We start from the raw sequence: 16,001 nt of genomic DNA on the forward strand, positions 1-16,001 counted from the left end.
TGCCTCGGTTCAGCGCCCGTTTGACCGGGCGCGCCCATTACATTTTCTTCGCTTTCTCGATGGCTTCGTCAATGGTGCCGACCATGTAGAACGCCTGCTCGGGCAGGTGGTCATAGTCACCCTTGAGAATGCCGCTGAATGCGCGAATGGTGTCCTTGAGCGATACGTACTTGCCCGGTGCACCGGTGAACACTTCAGCAACGAAGAACGGCTGCGACAGATAACGCTGGATCTTACGAGCGCGCGCTACCAGCTGCTTGTCTTCCTCAGACAGTTCGTCCATACCGAGGATGGCGATGATGTCCTTCAGCTCCTTGTAGCGCTGCAGAACATACTGAACGCCACGAGCGGTGTCGTAGTGCTCCTGGCCGATGACCAGCGGATCCAGCTGACGGGAGGTGGAGTCCAGCGGATCGACGGCAGGGTAGATACCCAGCGAAGCGATGTCACGGGACAGTACCACGGTGGCGTCAAGGTGGGCGAAGGTGGTCGCCGGAGACGGGTCGGTCAAGTCATCCGCCGGTACGTATACCGCCTGGATGGAAGTGATCGAACCAGTCTTGGTGGAGGTGATACGCTCCTGCAGAACGCCCATCTCCTCGGCCAGGGTCGGCTGGTAACCTACCGCGGACGGCATACGGCCGAGCAGCGCGGATACTTCGGTACCAGCCAGCGTGTAACGGTAGATGTTGTCGATGAACAACAGTACGTCACGGCCTTCCTCACGGAATTTCTCGGCCATCGTCAGACCGGTCAGTGCTACGCGCAGACGGTTGCCCGGCGGCTCGTTCATCTGACCGTAAACCAGGGCTACCTTGTCGAGAACGTTGGAGTCCTTCATCTCGTGGTAGAAGTCGTTACCCTCACGAGTACGCTCGCCCACGCCTGCGAATACCGAGTAACCGCTGTGCTCGATCGCGATGTTACGGATCAGCTCCATCATGTTCACGGTCTTGCCGACACCGGCGCCGCCGAACAGACCGACCTTACCGCCCTTGGCGAACGGGCAGATCAGGTCGATGACCTTGATGCCTGTTTCCAGCAGCTCGTTGGAGCCAGCCTGTTCAGCGTAGGAAGGTGCTTCGCGGTGGATACCCCAACGCTCTTCTTCGCCGATCGGGCCCGCTTCGTCAATCGGATTGCCCAGCACGTCCATGATGCGACCGAGCGTCTTGATGCCGACCGGTACGGAGATGGCTGCGCCAGTGTTGCTGACATCCAGGCCACGCTTGACGCCCTCGGTAGTACCCATGGCGATGGTACGCACGATGCCGTCACCAAGCTGCTGCTGAACTTCCAGGGTCAGGCCCTTCTCGTCAACCAGCAGCGCGTCATACACATTCGGCACGTTTTCGCGCGGGAATTCCACGTCGACAACGGCGCCGATGATTTGAACGATACGTCCGCTACTCATATCTGGTTCCTCTAAGTGGTATGAAACCGTAACTGCTAACCGGGCCGCTAGACCGCGGAGGCGCCGCCGACGATTTCCGAAATTTCCTGGGTGATCGCTGACTGTCGAGCCTTGTTGTAAATAAGCTGCAGGTTCTTGATGAGATCGCCGGCGTTATCCGTGGCGTTCTTCATCGCGATCATCCGGGCGGCCTGCTCGCTGGCATTGTTCTCGACTACTGCCTGATACACCTGCGATTCGATATAACGAACCAGCAGCCCATCGAGCAGTTCGCGCGCATCGGGCTCGTATACATAGTCCCACTGACCCTTGAGCTCGGCCTTGTCGGCCGGTACCAGCGGAATCAGCTGTTCCACCGTGGGCTTCTGCACCATGGTGTTGACGAACTCATTGGAGACCAGATACAGACGATCGATGCGCCCTTCGTTGTAGCCATCGAGCATGACCTTGACGCTGCCGATCAGATCGCTCAGCGAGGGCTTCTCGCCCAGGCCGTTGATCGCCGCGACGACGTTGCCGCCATAGGCGCGGAAGAACGCAGCGCCCTTGCTGCCGATCACGCACAGGTCGGTTTCAACGTTACGGTCACGCCACTCTTTCATATGCTGCACGAGGGCCTTGAACAGGTTGGTGTTCAAGCCGCCCGCCAGACCACGGTCCGTGCTGACCACGATGTACCCCACCCGCTTGGTCTCACGCTCTTGCATGAACGGGTGACGGTATTCCGGGTTGGCATTGGCCAGATGACCAATTACCTGACGGATACGCTCAGCGTAGGGACGGCTGGCAGCCATGCGCTGTTGTGCCTTGCGCATCTTGCTGACCGCCACTTTCTCCATGGCGCTGGTGATCTTTTGCGTATTTCTAATACTCGCGATCTTCCCGCGAATCTCTTTTGCGCCTGCCATGTCACACCTATAAGGTTAGCCTCAGGCCAGATCGCACGATGCGGGAGACGACAAGGTCGCCTCCCGCCTTCGGCTTACCAGCTCTGGGTCGACTTGAAGTTCTCGATGCCAGACTTGATGCCGGCTTCGATCTCGTCGTTGTAGTCGCCCTTCTCGTTGATCTTGGCCAGCAGATCGGCCTTCTCACGCTTGAACCAGGCGAGCATTGCCTTCTCGAAGGCGCCAACCTTGGCGATCTCGACGTCGGTCAGGAAACCTTTTTCAGCGGCATACAGGCTGATAGCCATTTCGGCTACGGACATCGGCGAGTACTGGTCCTGCTTCATCAGCTCGGTCACACGCTGACCGTGCTCAAGCTGCTTGCGGGTAGCTTCGTCGAGATCCGATGCAAACTGGGCGAACGCCGCCAGTTCACGATACTGAGCCAGCGCGGTACGGATACCGCCGGACAGCTTCTTGATGATCTTGGTCTGAGCTGCACCACCTACACGGGAAACCGATACACCGGCGTTGACCGCCGGACGGATACCCGAGTTGAACAGGTTGGATTCCAGGAAGATCTGGCCGTCGGTGATCGAAATCACGTTGGTCGGTACGAAGGCAGATACGTCACCGGCCTGCGTTTCGATCAGCGGCAGCGCGGTCAGCGAGCCGGTACGGCCCTTGACTTCGCCATTGGTCAGCTTCTCGACGTACTCTTCCGAGATACGCGATGCGCGCTCGAGCAGACGGCTGTGGAGATAGAAAACGTCGCCAGGATAGGCTTCACGACCCGGCGGACGACGCAGCAGCAGGGAGATCTGACGGTAGGCCACAGCCTGCTTGGACAGATCGTCATAAATGATCAGCGCGTCTTCACCACGGTCACGGAAGTACTCGCCCATGGTGCAACCGGAGTATGGTGCCAGGAACTGCAGGGCGGCCGGCTCGGAAGCGGAGGCTGCGACGACGATGGTATTCGACAGCGCGCCGTGCTCTTCCAGTTTGCGTACAACGTTGGCAATGGTCGACTGCTTCTGACCGATCGCGACGTATACGCAACGAATGCCGGAGTCCTTCTGGTTGATGATCGCGTCAACGGCCATCGCGGTCTTGCCGGTCTGACGGTCGCCGATGATCAGCTCACGCTGGCCACGGCCGATCGGAATCATCGCATCGACCGACTTGTAACCGGTCTGTACCGGCTGGTCGACGGACTTACGCCAGATCACGCCCGGCGCGACCTTTTCGACCGCGTCGGTGAGCTTGGCGTCAATCACGCCCTTGCCGTCGATCGGGTTGCCCAGCGCGTCAACGACGCGACCCAGCAGCTCCGGGCCAACCGGGACTTCAAGAATACGCCCGGTGCACTTGGCGATCATGCCTTCAGCCAGACCCAGGTACTCGCCCAGAACAACGGCGCCAACCGAGTCCTGCTCGAGGTTCAGTGCCATACCGTAGACACCGCCGGGGAATTCGATCATTTCGCCGTACATTGCGTCGGCCAGACCGTGGATACGAACGATACCGTCAGAAACGCTGACGATGGTACCGACGTTCCGGCCCTGCGACGTGACATCAAGCTTCTGAATGCGCTGCTTGATGATTTCGCTAATTTCGGAAGGATTCAATTGCTGCATGCCATGTTCCCTCAAATCAGGATTTCAACGCCTCGGCCAGCTTGGCAAGCTTGCCGCGGACCGAACCGTCGATGACCAGGTCACCCGCACGAATCAACACACCGCCAATCAGAGACGGGTTGATGGTCACATGAGGAGTTACTGTGCGGTCTAACCGCTTCGACAAAGCGGTTGCCAGCGTCTGTTGTTGATCAGCAGACAGTTCGAAGGCGGATTCCACCTCAACCGAAATGCTGCGATCGTGTTCAGCCTTGTGCTGCTCGTAGAGCTCGGCGAGGACCGGAATCAGGGGCAAACGGTCGTGCTCGGCGAGAGTGCGCACCAGATTGGCGAACTCTTCATCGATATACCCTTCGCACACCATCAGCAGGTCTTCAGCCTTGCGCTCATCGGTCAAGGCCGGGTTGCGCACCCTCTCGGCAAAAACCGGATCGGACACTACGCCAGCTGCCAACGCGAGCATGGATGACCAGGCATCCAGCTTATTGGCAGACGACGCAACCTCGAAAGCAGCTTTTGCGTAAGGCCGAGCTAGCGTATTGAAAGAAGCCATCGCTCGCCTCGCTTAGAGTTGTGAGGCCAGTTTGTTGACTAGCTCACTGTGGGCCGCGGAATCCACTTCGGATTCCAGAATTTGCTCGGCACCCATGACCGCCAGAACGGACACCTGGGCACGGAGTTGATCCTTCGCGCGATTCACTTCCTGTTCGATCTCGGCCTTGGCAGCCGCGATCAGACGTTCACCTTCGGAACGCGCCTGCTCTCTCGCTTCTTCAACGATGAGGTTGGCGCTCTTGTTGGCCTGCTCGATGATCTGAGTAGCCTGTTCCTTGGTCTCACGCAGGGTCTGGGAAGCTTTTTCCTGGGCCAGGTCCAGGTCGCGCTGCGCGCGGCCGGCTGCGTCCAGGCCTTCGGCGATTTTTTTCTGGCGTTCCTGCATGGCCTGCGCAATCGGCGGCCATACGTATTTCATGGTAAACCAGACAAAAATAGCGAAGGCAATCGTTTGACCGAACAGCGTCAGATTAATATTCACAGCGATTTACCTCGTGCTATTTCGTTGTATTCCCGGTAACGAGACGATTGATCTGGCAGGGCGAGGCCCCGCCAGGAATCCGTATCGCTCGATCAGGCACCCATGCCAGGGGCAACAACGAAAATCAGGTACATCGCGATACCAACGCCGATCATCGGCACGGCGTCGAGCAGACCGGCCATCAGGAAGGTCTTGGTCTGCAGGTTCGGGCCCAGCTCAGGCTGACGTGCAGTGGATTCCAGCAGCTTGCCGCCCAGCAGGGCGAAGCCGATACCAGTACCCAGAGCGCCCAGACCGATCATGATGGCGGCTGACATGATTACGAGTTCCATAATTACTCCTAAAGGTTCAAGGTGAAGTGCAAGTTTGTGGTTGGTTGAACACGGTCTGACCGCTTAGTGGTGATCCTCATGGGCAGCGCTCAGATACACTACGGTCAGCACCATGAAGATGAAGGCCTGCAGCGGAATTACCAGGATGTGGAAAATAGCCCACGGTACGTTGAGGCCCCATTGGAGATAGAAGGGCAACAGCGCAATCAGGATGAACACCACTTCGCCGGCATACATGTTGCCGAACAGTCGCAGCGCCAGACTCAGAGGACGAGTCAGCAATCCAAGAATTTCCAGGAACAGGTTGAACGGGATCAGCAACCAGTGATTGAACGGGGTAAGCGACAGCTCCTTGATGAAGCCGCCGGCACCCTTGACCTTGATGCTATAGAAAATGATCAGGATGAAGACGCCCAGCGACATACCGAAGGTCGCATTCGGATCGGCGGTCGGTACGATCTTGAAGTAGTCCAGGCCCAATGCATGAGCCAGCCCCGGAATGTAGTCAACCGGGATCCACTTCAGGGAGTTCATCAGGAAAATCCAGACGAAGATGGTCAGCGCCAGTGGCGCGATCAGCGGATTGCGGCCATGGAAGGTATCACGCACCGTGCCCTGGATGAATTCCACCACCATTTCGACGAGATTCTGCGCCCCGCGGGGGGTGTCGACAGTAGCGCGCGTGGCGACCATCCGGAACAGGCCGAGGAACACCAGACCCATGAGAATCGAAAAACCCATGGTGTCCAGGTGAATGGCCATGAAGCCCATATCGGTGGCTTCGGCGCCACTTTTGGCCAGGGTCCATGTGGTTTCTTCGACGACATTGCCGTCAGCGCGCACATAGCCGGCGGGTAGTTTGCCGAAAGTCAGGTTCTGCAAGTGATGCTGAATATATTCAGCCGATGAAGTTGCCATATCTGCCTCAACCTAATGCTTTGGAAAGCCTCTGACGATAAGGAGCGAGCTGGCACCCGTAACCACGGCTACGAGATACCCGGCAAACAGGGCCGGTACCTCCAGCGGTTTCACTCCCATCAACACCAGCACGAACAGTGCGGCGGTCAATATCAGTTTGCCTGCCTCGCCGGAATACAATTCCCGAACGATGGCGCGGGCCGATCGAGCTCCGCTGTAGCGGTACACCCGATAGGCAAAATAGGCGTTGGGGATCACAGCAACGAGCCCGCCCAACAGACCGGAATATCCGGCAATGCGATCCTGGACAACCCACAGGATCAGTGCAACCGCAACGGTTACACCCGTCTGCACCAACAGAACAGGAAAGGCGGGACGCTTGTGGAAAGGGGTGTGATTGGGCGTTCTTGCGTCCATTATCCCGCCTCGCCAGGTGTGCGCCGGCCCGAATCTTCGGTCCGTTGGCTGCAACAAACTGGTGCAAATGCCCAGCCCTAACAGCGCGAGGGAGTATAGGTTGAATGTTGAACAGGTTCAACAGCACTCGGGGAAAACCTGTTTAATTTCAACCAGACCGGCACTTTTGAGCGACGTTTTGCGACAACTTGCCACATCCCGAACATCTATTTGATGTGCATCAGAACGCCGTCGAGTTCGTCCAGCGAGCTGTAGCTGATCACCAGTTTGCCCTTGCCCTTGGCACCGTGCTGGATCTTCACCTCGGCTCCGATCCGCTCTGCCAGGTCCTGCTGCAGACGCTCTATGTCGGGATTGGCTCGCATCGACCCCGGCTCGCGCCGCGGGTTGAGCCACTGGCGGACCAGTGCCTCGGTCTGCCGCACCGTCAGTGCCTTGGCGACCACCTGTCGAGCCGCGGTCGTCTGCTGCTCGACCGGTAATCCCAGCAATGCCCGAGCGTGGCCCATTTCCAGATCGCCGCGCTCCAGTAACAATTTGACATCATCTGGCAGGGACATCAGCCGCAGGAGGTTGGTAATGGTGACCCGCGACTTCCCTACTGCATCGGCAACTTCCTGCTGCGTGAGCTCGAACTCCTGCTGCAGGCGCTGCAAGGCAATGGCCTCTTCGATCGGGTTCAGGTCTTCGCGCTGGATGTTCTCGATCAGCGCCATGGCGATGGCTGCTTCGTCAGGCACATCGCGAATCACTGCCGGAATCATGTGCAATCCGGCCAGTTGCGAAGCACGCCAGCGGCGTTCGCCCGCGATGATCTCGTACCGTTCACCGGCGATCGGTCGCACCACGATCGGCTGCATGACACCCTGCACGCGGATCGATGCAGCGAGTTCCTCGAGCGCCTGCGGATCCATGTCCCGGCGCGGCTGATACTTCCCGCGCTGGATCAGATCGATGGGCAGATCCTTGAGCTGACTGTCGCTCTGCTCGGTCTCGCTGCTGCTCGCCGGCTGGCCTAGCAGCGCATCCAGTCCCCTGCCCAATCCGCGCTTCTTCGCCGCCATGCCTGTGTCGTCCTTCTGTCCGTTATTCGTTTATGTCGGCTACGGCGGCGGCTTTTGCCGCCTGCTTGCTGCGCCGTACGAGTTCGCCTGCCAGCGCCAGATAGGCTACCGCGCCGCGCGACTGTTTGTCATAGGCCAGCGCTGGCATACCGAAACTGGGCGCTTCGGCCAGACGCACATTGCGCGGTATCACCGTTTTGTACAGCTGGTCGCCAAAATGACTGGCCAGCTGCTTGGATACATCCAGCGTAAGACTGTTGCGCGGATCGTACATGGTGCGCAGCAACCCTTCGATCTTCAGTGACGGGTTCAGCGCAGCGGCAATGCGTTGAATCGTGTTGACCAGGGCAGACAGCCCTTCCAGCGCGTAATACTCGCATTGCATGGGGATCAGCACCGCATCCGCAGCGACCAGCCCGTTGACAGTGAGCATGTTCAGCGATGGAGGGCAGTCGATCAGGATGAAATCGTAGCTCGAGCGGACCGGCTCCAGCACCTGCCGCAGGCGGTGCTCTCTGGACGACAAATCGAGCAGCTCGACTTCCGCAGCGGTGAGGTCGCCGTTGGCTGGGAGCAGGTCATATCCGCCGTTTTCGGATCGGCAGCGTGCCTGGCCGAGATCGCAGCGGCCGGTGAGCAACTCGTACACCGAGTTGTCCAGCTCGGACTTGTCGATGCCGCTGCCCATGGTCGCGTTTCCCTGCGGGTCCAGGTCGATCAACAATACCTTGCGCCGTGTAGCAGCGAGCGAAGCAGCAAGGTTGATGCTGGTGGTGGTCTTGCCGACACCGCCTTTCTGGTTGGCAATTGCCAGTACCTTGCCCACTCTGATCTCCTATCCGTTATCGGCTGCGGTCACCCGACGCAGTATCAACAGATGTCGTGTGCCCTGGCAACCGGGGACCGACAATTGTGCGCTTTCTGTCACCCGGAAGTCGACCGGCAGTGCAGCCAGCTCTTCTTCGGGGTACAGGCCTTTCATCGCCAGCCACCGTGTTTCGTCACTGCCCAGATGTCGGGTCAGAGCAGTGAAGTCGGCCAGCGAGCTGAAGGCCCGGGATACGATGACAGCGTATCGGTGATCGGGCTGATAGACCTCGACTCTGCTGTTGATCACGGTCAGGTTCTCAAGCCCGAGCTCGACCCGCACCTGGGTAAGAAAACGCGTCTTCTTGCCATTGCTGTCGAGCACGCTGATGAGATTTTGTGGGTTCATGATCGCCAGGATGACACCCGGCATGCCACCGCCGCTGCCGACGTCGAGGCAGCGCGGTCCCTGCGTGTACGGGAGCACGCTGAGGCTGTCGAGCAGATGGCGACTGACCATTTCGTCCGGATCGCGCACGGCGGTCAGATTGTAGGCCTTGTTCCACTTTTGCAGCAGCTCGAGGTAGGCAATCAGCTGACTGGCCTGGGCGGGAGACACGTCGATGCCCAGCTGTTCGGCACCACTTTGCAATTCACGCAGATGACTGGCCGACACTCAGGCCTCCTGCGCCAATCGACTGCCGCCCAGAGCGCTGCGCTTTTTCAGATGAACCAGCAGCAGACTGACTGCCGCGGGCGTGACGCCGGGAATGCGCGAAGCCTGGCCGAGCGTCTGCGGGCGCACGTCGGCCAGCTTGTGCTTGATCTCGTTCGACAGACCGTTGAGCGACTGATAATCCAGATCCTCTGGCAGTCGCGTCTCCTCGTTCTGCCGAAGCCGATCGATTTCTTCCTGCTGACGCTCGATGTAGCCGGCGTACTTGGTGCGGATCTCGACCTGCTCGGCCGCATCGGCAGCTATGTCGACCCGACCTGTCACCTCACAGAGTCCGGCGTAGTCGACTTCAGGACGACGCAGCAGGTCGAGCAGATTGTATTCGTGCGTCAGGGGCGTAGCGAAACGTTCGGTGAAAGCCTTGCCGATATCACTGCTCGGCTGCACCCAGGTGCTACGCAGACGCTGATGCTCCTGCTCGATGGCGTCTCGCTTGGTATTGAACACGGCCCAGCGGTGATCGTCGACGAGTCCGAGCTCACGCCCTTTCTCGGTCAACCGCAGGTCGGCGTTGTCCTCACGCAGTACCAACCTGTACTCGGCGCGCGATGTGAACATCCGGTACGGCTCGCGAGTACCCATGGTGATCAGGTCGTCAACCAGCACGCCGATGTACGCTTCGTCGCGACGTGGGCACCAGGATTCCAGGCCCTTGGCTCGCCGCGCTGCATTGAGACCGGCGAGCAGACCCTGCGCCGCCGCCTCTTCGTAACCCGTGGTGCCGTTGATCTGCCCGGCGAAGAACAGCCCGTCGATGACCTTTGTTTCCAGCGAGTACTTGAGGTCCTGGGGATTGAAATAGTCGTATTCGATGGCATAGCCAGGCCGCAGGATGTGCGCATTCTCCATCCCCTGGATGGACCGTACGATCTGTAGCTGCACGTCGAACGGCAGCGACGTGGAAATGCCGTTCGGGTACAGTTCGTGAGTGGTCAGACCTTCCGGTTCGATGAATACCTGATGCTGATCCTTGTCGGCGAAGCGATGAATCTTGTCCTCGATCGAAGGGCAATAACGGGGACCGATTCCCTCGATCACGCCGGTATACATCGGCGACCGGTCGAGGTTCTGCCGGATGATCTCGTGGGTACGCTCGTTGGTATGGGTGATCCAGCAGTTGACCTGCTCGGGATGCTCCGACACATCGCCCAGAAACGACATGACAGGCAGAGGCGTGTCACCCGGCTGTGCAGTCATCCTGCTGAAATCAACGGATCGACCGTCAATACGCGGCGGAGTACCGGTCTTGAGGCGGTCGACGCGCAGCGGCAGTTCTCGAAGACGCTTGGCCAGGGTAATCGCCGGCGGATCCCCGGCACGCCCCCCCGCGTAGTTGTCCAGTCCGATGTGGATCAGACCCCCGAGAAACGTACCGGTAGTCAGAACTACGTTATCAGTGTGAAAACGCAAGCCCATCTGGGTAACCACGCCGCGCACCTGACCCTGCTCGACGATCAGGTCATCGCATGCCTGCTGGAAGATCCACAGGTTCGGCTGGTTCTCCAGCATGTGTCGGATGGCAGCCTTGTACAGCACACGGTCCGCCTGGGCGCGCGTGGCGCGCACTGCCGGCCCCTTGCGGCTGTTGAGCACCCGAAACTGGATGCCTGCCTGGTCTGTCGCTCGGGCCATGGCACCGCCGAGCGCGTCGATTTCCTTGACCAGGTGGCTTTTGCCAATGCCACCGATCGCCGGGTTGCAGCTCATCTGACCCAGCGTCTCGACATTATGGCTGAGCAGCAGTGTGCTGGAACCCATGCGCGCGGCCGCCAGCGCGGCTTCGGTCCCGGCATGGCCGCCCCCTACCACGATCACGTCGAATCGAGCTGGAAAATCCACACTGCACCTCATTGCCGGCACGAAGCCTGCGTTGGAAAAGGCGCTGATTATAGGCGCAGTACCAGAAAAATACAGCCAACGATTGGATGTTTTTTGAACAGCGCGTGAGCAGGGGTAAACAAGATATACAAGAAAGAAGTTATTTAAAAAGCTTGATATAGATGATGTATATGAGCAGCCTGTTTTCTGTGTACAACTTAGAATATTTCATATAAAACAATTAATTACCGAGCAGGAAACTCTGTGTTAAGCCTGCTTGAAAGCTCGGTACGGATGGGGGTAGATCCTGTGTATAAAAGGGGTGTTTATCCACAGGTCATTTCTGAGCGCTGTTTTGCACAGCGTTCGAGGGGTAGCTTGGGTAGGGTTGTGCACAGGGCTTACGGACGCGAGAGAAGCGGGGAGGCAGGACGACGAAACCACTGGCAGCGTGACAGACGGTCGGCCGAAGGGTATGAAGGTGGCGCAGCCGAGCCGGCTTGCTTCGGCTGCAGTCTATTTGCCGATGCAGAAACTCGAAAATATCCGCCCAAGGAGATCGTCTGCGCTGAACTCGCCGGTGATCTCACCCAGTACGTGTTGTGCAAGACGCAGGTCTTCGGCGAGCAGTTCGCCAGCGCCAAGCAGAACCAGTTGCTGGTGCCCGTGCGCCAGGAAGGTTGCAGCGGTCGACAATGCTTCAAGGTGGCGACGACGTGCGCTGAACACGCTTTCGGCGGTTTGTTCGTAGCCCATGCAGGCCTTGAGATGCTGACGTAGCAGCTCGACACCCTCCCCGTCACGTGCGCACAGTCGAACAACACTGATGCCGCTCGCCTCCTCCGTTAGCGAAGCAATGTCGTCAGTCAGATCGATCTTGTTCAACACCAGTGTCACTTTCTGCGAATCAGGGCGTTGCAGGAGAAATTCCGGCCAGAGTTGATCCACGTCGACACCGTGCGAGTGCGAGGCGTCCACCACCAGCAGGATACGGTCGGCTTCGCTGATGGCGGCCATGGCGCGCTCCACACCGATCTTCTCCACCAAATCTTCGGTGTCGCGCAACCCGGCGGTGTCGATGATGTGCAGGGGCATGCCGTCGATATGAATATGCTCGCGAAGAATGTCCCGGGTGGTGCCAGCAATCTCCGTCACGATCGCGCTGTCTCGACCGGCCAGGGCGTTGAGCAGGCTTGATTTGCCCGCATTGGGGCGACCGGCGATGACCACGTTCATGCCTTCACGAAGCAGGACGCCCTGCCCCGCCTCGCGTTGAACCCGGCCCAGCTGATCCATGACCTGTTGCAGCTGCTTGAGGACATGCCCATCGGCAAGAAAGTCGATTTCCTCCTCCGGAAAATCGATTGCTGCTTCGACATAGATCCGCAGCGCAATAAGCGCTTCGGTCAAGGCGTGCACCCGCTGGGAAAACGCGCCCTGCAATGACTGCAATGCGTTTCTCGCGGCCTGAGTAGAACTGGCCTCGATCAGATCGGCAATTGCTTCGGCCTGCGCCAGGTCGAGTTTGTCGTTGAGGAAGGCTCGCTCGCTGAACTCTCCCGGCCGCGCCTGGCGTGCACCGGCCTCGATGCACGCCTGCAGCAGCATGTCCATGACCACCGGACCGCCGTGCCCGTGCAGTTCGAGGACATCCTCACCGGTAAAGGAGTTCGGTCCCGGGAAGAACAGCAGCAGTCCCTGATCGAGCATCGTGTCGCCTTGCCAGAACGGTCCGTAGTGGGCGTGGCGCGGGCGAGGCGTGAGATGTCCGATGCGCTGCGCAAGGTCCAGGGCTGCAGGGCCGGACACTCTGACGATGCCCACCCCGCCCTGTCCGGGTGCCGTGGCAATGGCTGCGATGGTGTCCGCGTGATAGGCACGACTCATGATGGCTCCAGAACGGATAACAGAGGGTGCAGATAGCAAAACGCCCCGAATTCGGGGCGTCTGCTGCGATCGGGCCAGGTTACTGCTTGGCCGCGGCGCCTTCGATCTGGCGTGTAATGTACCACTGTTGTGCAATCGACAGGATGTTGTTGACCACCCAGTACAGCACCAGACCAGCCGGGAACCAGAGGAAGAAGAAGGTGAAGACGATAGGCAGCATCTTCATTACCTTGGCCTGCATCGGATCCGGCGGAGCCGGGTTGAGCTGCTGCTGGATGAACATCGTCACACCCATCAAAATCGGCAGGATGAAATACGGGTCCTTGAGTGACAGGTCGGTGATCCAGCCGATCCATTCGGCCTGGCGCATCTCCACGCTTTCCATCAATGTCCAGTACAGCGCGATGAACACCGGCATCTGCACCAGGATCGGCAGGCACCCGCCCAGCGGATTGATCTTTTCCTTCTTGTAGAGCTCCATCATGCCCTGAGACATCTTCTGGCGATCATCACCGTACTGCTCTTTCAGTGCCTGCAGCTTTGGCGCGACGCGGCGCATATTGGCCATCGAGCGATAGCTGGTGGCCGACAGCGGGAAGAAGATAGCCTTGATCAGCACGGTGAGCAGAATGATGCTCCAACCCCAGTTGCCTACGAAGCTGTGGATCAAGCTGAGCACCCAGAACAGCGGCTGGGCAATCCACCACAGGAAGCCGTAGTCGACGGTCAGTTCCAGCCCTTTGGAAATCTGTTCCAGGCGGTCCTGAATCTTCGGACCGGCATAGAAGTCCGCGGCGAGGGAGCCCTGGGTACCTGGTGCGACGGACGCAGCAGGGCTGACGAAGCCAACGATGTAATTGCCCTGGGTGTCCTTGCGGGTCTGGTAGACGTGCGTCTGCTCTTCTGCCGGAACCCAGGCGCTGACGAAGTAGTGCTGCAGCCAGGCGATCCAGCCACCCGCATTGCTTTCGCGCAGCCGCGCATCGTCCATGTCACCGGTGGTGATCTTGGTGTAGTCGCCTTCCTTGCTCCAGTACGCGGCGCCCAGATAGGTTGCCATGCCGGTTGCGCTGGAGCTCGACGGGTCCGAGCTGCCATCACGCTTGATCTGGCCGAACAGGTTACCGGTCCAGGTGTCGGCACTCTGGTTGTCGATCAGGTATTCGACGCCAATGAGATAGTCGCCGCGGGTAAAGGTGAAGCGCTTGATGTAGCTGACCCCGGCTTCCTCGAAGGTCAGATCCACCGTCAGGCTGTCGTCGCCCTCGGCGAGCTCGTAGCTGGTCGATTCCGCTTCATAGCGGGGACGCCCCGCTTCGCGCGCATCGGGTCCGTTGCTGCCGGCCAGGCCACTCTGGGCTATATAGGTCCGCTTTCCGGATTGCTCGAGCAGCTGGAACGGCAGGTCCGGGCGGTCCTTGCGCATCGGGTACTTCGGCAGGGACACCGACACGATGTCGCCCCCTACCGGATCGATGCTGACGTTCAGCGCGTCCGTGCTGACCTGCACCAGTTGACCGGCAGGTACGGCCTCGGTGTTTTCCGCGGCGGCGGCCACGTCTGCAGCCTCTGCCTGGGGAACATCGGAGTCGACCTGGCCGGCACCGGCAGCAGGCACATCCGGAAGGTCGCCGGTGCTGGCCGGCGCACTCGACGCGGCTGGCGGCAACTCTTGCTGGTCGTAATCCTTGTTCCACTGCAGGACCATGAGATAGGTAATCACGAGCAGGGCAGCGATCAGAATGTTTCTTTGCAGATTCATGGTTCGTTGGCCATCTGGGAACGGTGAGCAGACTTTGGAGGTACCGGGTCGTAACCCCCCGGGTTCCACGGATGACAACGGCCGAGGCGGCGTGCACCAAGCGCAGCACCGCGCAGCAGGCCATGTTCTTCAATGGCTTCCTGGGTATAGCAGGAACAGGAGGGATAAAAACGACAGTGGCTGGCCATCAGCGGGCTGATAGCGTAGCGATAAACCTTGATCAGTCCGAGCGCGAGACTACGCATGGGATGATGGGGGTCCGGATTGGTTGGATCGATTCTGTTTTGCAACTGATTTGATCAGCCTGCGCCACATGTCCTGATACAGGGCGTGCAGCGCAGCGTTGTCAAGGTCGCCGAGGCCTTTGCGGGCCAGGACGACGATGTCGAGATTCCCCAGCGTTGCGCGGTGCGCTCTGAAGGATTCGCGGGCGATGCGCTTGACCTTGTTGCGGTCGACCGCACGCCGGACATTTTTCTTGGCAATGACCAGACCTAACCTGGCGTGGTCGCACGAATTGGTGCGAGCCAGTAGCAACAGACCTTGGCCTGAGGCTTTGCTGGTAGCTCCATCGAATACCGCCTTGAACTGTGCAGGCGTCAGTAACCTGTATTCAGGGCCGAATCCGAGATCTACCGGCATCCCGAGTCTTAGGCTGACAGAACCTTGCGGCCCTTGGCACGACGGCGAGCCAGAACGGCACGACCGTTCTTGGTAGCCATACGAGCACGGAAACCATGGTTACGCTTGCGCTTCAAAACGCTGGGTTGAAATGTTCTTTTCATCTTCAGGTACCTGAGTAATTCATGTCAGAGCGGATGAGCCCTTCCAAGGGACCGGCAATTCTAGAGAAAGAGCAGCACAAGGTCAATTTCATTTCACCGACCATCCGTCTATGAAAACAATATGAAATCAGGTCTTTAAAGAGATGAATGAAGATGCTTTATATGAGTGGTCGATTTTCGGTGGATAAGTGTGCAGAGACCGCGCATCCTCGGCGTTCTAGCGCTGTATCAATGTGAGGACAAGCTGTTGGGTAACACCTCTGGGACCTGTCATCAATCTGTGGATAAATAGGCTATCTATCCACAGGGCAGATTAACCCCAGTCTATCCCTGCGGATACGCACACATTTGAGGCGCGCTTGTCCACAGGGCTCCCGGAGCCCGCCGTGCAACGGTTCTGCCAGTTTCACAGATTTCAACACGGTGAAAATGCCGTGCATCCGTGCTGAAAAATAAGCTGCCTCGCGGGCTGCCGGTGTGGATAACTAGGCCTCGAAA

At 59.0% G+C, this 16,001-nt stretch carries 17 protein-coding genes; all 17 read right to left on the reverse strand.

Annotation, left to right across the window (positions count from 1 at the left end; genetic code table 11):
- Nucleotides 1-37: 37 nt before the first annotated feature.
- A complete protein-coding gene (gene atpD, locus KEM63_RS16835) occupies nt 38-1,414 on the reverse strand; it encodes a F0F1 ATP synthase subunit beta (RefSeq protein WP_223653731.1) in 1,377 nt (458 codons plus the stop codon).
- Nucleotides 1,415-1,461: 47 nt separating this feature from the next.
- Entirely contained in the window at nt 1,462-2,322 is an 861-nt protein-coding gene (atpG, locus tag KEM63_RS16840) for a F0F1 ATP synthase subunit gamma (protein WP_223653732.1), read from the reverse strand.
- 74 nt (nt 2,323-2,396) lie between these two features.
- Nucleotides 2,397-3,941, reverse strand: a complete 1,545-nt coding sequence (gene atpA, locus KEM63_RS16845; RefSeq protein ID WP_223653733.1) for a F0F1 ATP synthase subunit alpha — start codon at nt 3,939-3,941, stop codon at nt 2,397-2,399.
- Nucleotides 3,942-3,957: 16 nt separating this feature from the next.
- Entirely contained in the window at nt 3,958-4,494 is a 537-nt protein-coding gene (locus tag KEM63_RS16850; RefSeq protein WP_223653734.1) for a F0F1 ATP synthase subunit delta, read from the reverse strand.
- Nucleotides 4,495-4,506: 12 nt separating this feature from the next.
- Nucleotides 4,507-4,977 (reverse strand): F0F1 ATP synthase subunit B, encoded by a 471-nt coding sequence (locus KEM63_RS16855; RefSeq protein ID WP_223653735.1) that lies wholly within the window; start codon nt 4,975-4,977, stop codon nt 4,507-4,509.
- 92 nt (nt 4,978-5,069) lie between these two features.
- The gene (gene atpE, locus KEM63_RS16860; RefSeq protein WP_093396267.1) at nt 5,070-5,309 is read right to left on the reverse strand and encodes a F0F1 ATP synthase subunit C; all 240 of its coding nucleotides are present in this window, start codon (nt 5,307-5,309) and stop codon (nt 5,070-5,072) included.
- Nucleotides 5,310-5,372: 63 nt separating this feature from the next.
- A complete protein-coding gene (gene atpB / locus KEM63_RS16865; protein ID WP_223653736.1) occupies nt 5,373-6,227 on the reverse strand; it encodes a F0F1 ATP synthase subunit A in 855 nt (284 codons plus the stop codon).
- Between the two features lie 12 nt (nt 6,228-6,239).
- Nucleotides 6,240-6,644, reverse strand: coding sequence for a F0F1 ATP synthase subunit I (locus KEM63_RS16870; protein ID WP_223653737.1), 405 nt, complete (start codon nt 6,642-6,644; stop codon nt 6,240-6,242).
- A gap of 206 nt (nt 6,645-6,850) precedes the next feature.
- Nucleotides 6,851-7,708: a ParB/RepB/Spo0J family partition protein gene (locus KEM63_RS16875; RefSeq protein WP_223653739.1), complete on the reverse strand. Its 858-nt coding sequence runs from the start codon at nt 7,706-7,708 to the stop codon at nt 6,851-6,853.
- Nucleotides 7,709-7,730: 22 nt separating this feature from the next.
- Nucleotides 7,731-8,534 carry a ParA family protein gene (locus KEM63_RS16880; RefSeq protein ID WP_223653740.1) on the reverse strand — a complete coding sequence of 268 codons (804 nt, stop codon included), beginning with the start codon at nt 8,532-8,534 and terminating at the stop codon, nt 7,731-7,733.
- Between the two features lie 9 nt (nt 8,535-8,543).
- Nucleotides 8,544-9,191, reverse strand: a complete 648-nt coding sequence (rsmG, locus tag KEM63_RS16885; RefSeq protein WP_223653742.1) for a 16S rRNA (guanine(527)-N(7))-methyltransferase RsmG — start codon at nt 9,189-9,191, stop codon at nt 8,544-8,546.
- The gene (gene mnmG / locus KEM63_RS16890) at nt 9,192-11,090 is read right to left on the reverse strand and encodes a tRNA uridine-5-carboxymethylaminomethyl(34) synthesis enzyme MnmG (RefSeq protein ID WP_223653743.1); all 1,899 of its coding nucleotides are present in this window, start codon (nt 11,088-11,090) and stop codon (nt 9,192-9,194) included.
- A gap of 495 nt (nt 11,091-11,585) precedes the next feature.
- Nucleotides 11,586-12,956, reverse strand: coding sequence for a tRNA uridine-5-carboxymethylaminomethyl(34) synthesis GTPase MnmE (mnmE, locus tag KEM63_RS16895; RefSeq protein WP_223653744.1), 1,371 nt, complete (start codon nt 12,954-12,956; stop codon nt 11,586-11,588).
- A gap of 79 nt (nt 12,957-13,035) precedes the next feature.
- A complete protein-coding gene (yidC, locus tag KEM63_RS16900) occupies nt 13,036-14,718 on the reverse strand; it encodes a membrane protein insertase YidC (RefSeq protein ID WP_223653745.1) in 1,683 nt (560 codons plus the stop codon).
- The gene (gene yidD / locus KEM63_RS16905; RefSeq protein ID WP_223653746.1) at nt 14,715-14,963 is read right to left on the reverse strand and encodes a membrane protein insertion efficiency factor YidD; all 249 of its coding nucleotides are present in this window, start codon (nt 14,961-14,963) and stop codon (nt 14,715-14,717) included. Before yidD ends, yidC begins: the two co-directional genes overlap by 4 nt.
- Nucleotides 14,956-15,360: a ribonuclease P protein component gene (gene rnpA, locus KEM63_RS16910; protein WP_223653747.1), complete on the reverse strand. Its 405-nt coding sequence runs from the start codon at nt 15,358-15,360 to the stop codon at nt 14,956-14,958. The genes yidD and rnpA overlap by 8 nt, the downstream gene beginning before the upstream one ends.
- Nucleotides 15,361-15,368: 8 nt before the next feature.
- Entirely contained in the window at nt 15,369-15,503 is a 135-nt protein-coding gene (gene rpmH / locus KEM63_RS16915) for a 50S ribosomal protein L34 (protein ID WP_093396291.1), read from the reverse strand.
- Nucleotides 15,504-16,001 lie beyond the last annotated feature (498 nt).

The organism is Halopseudomonas nanhaiensis, assembly GCF_020025155.1.
Taxonomy (GTDB): Bacteria; Pseudomonadota; Gammaproteobacteria; order Pseudomonadales; family Pseudomonadaceae; genus Halopseudomonas; species Halopseudomonas nanhaiensis.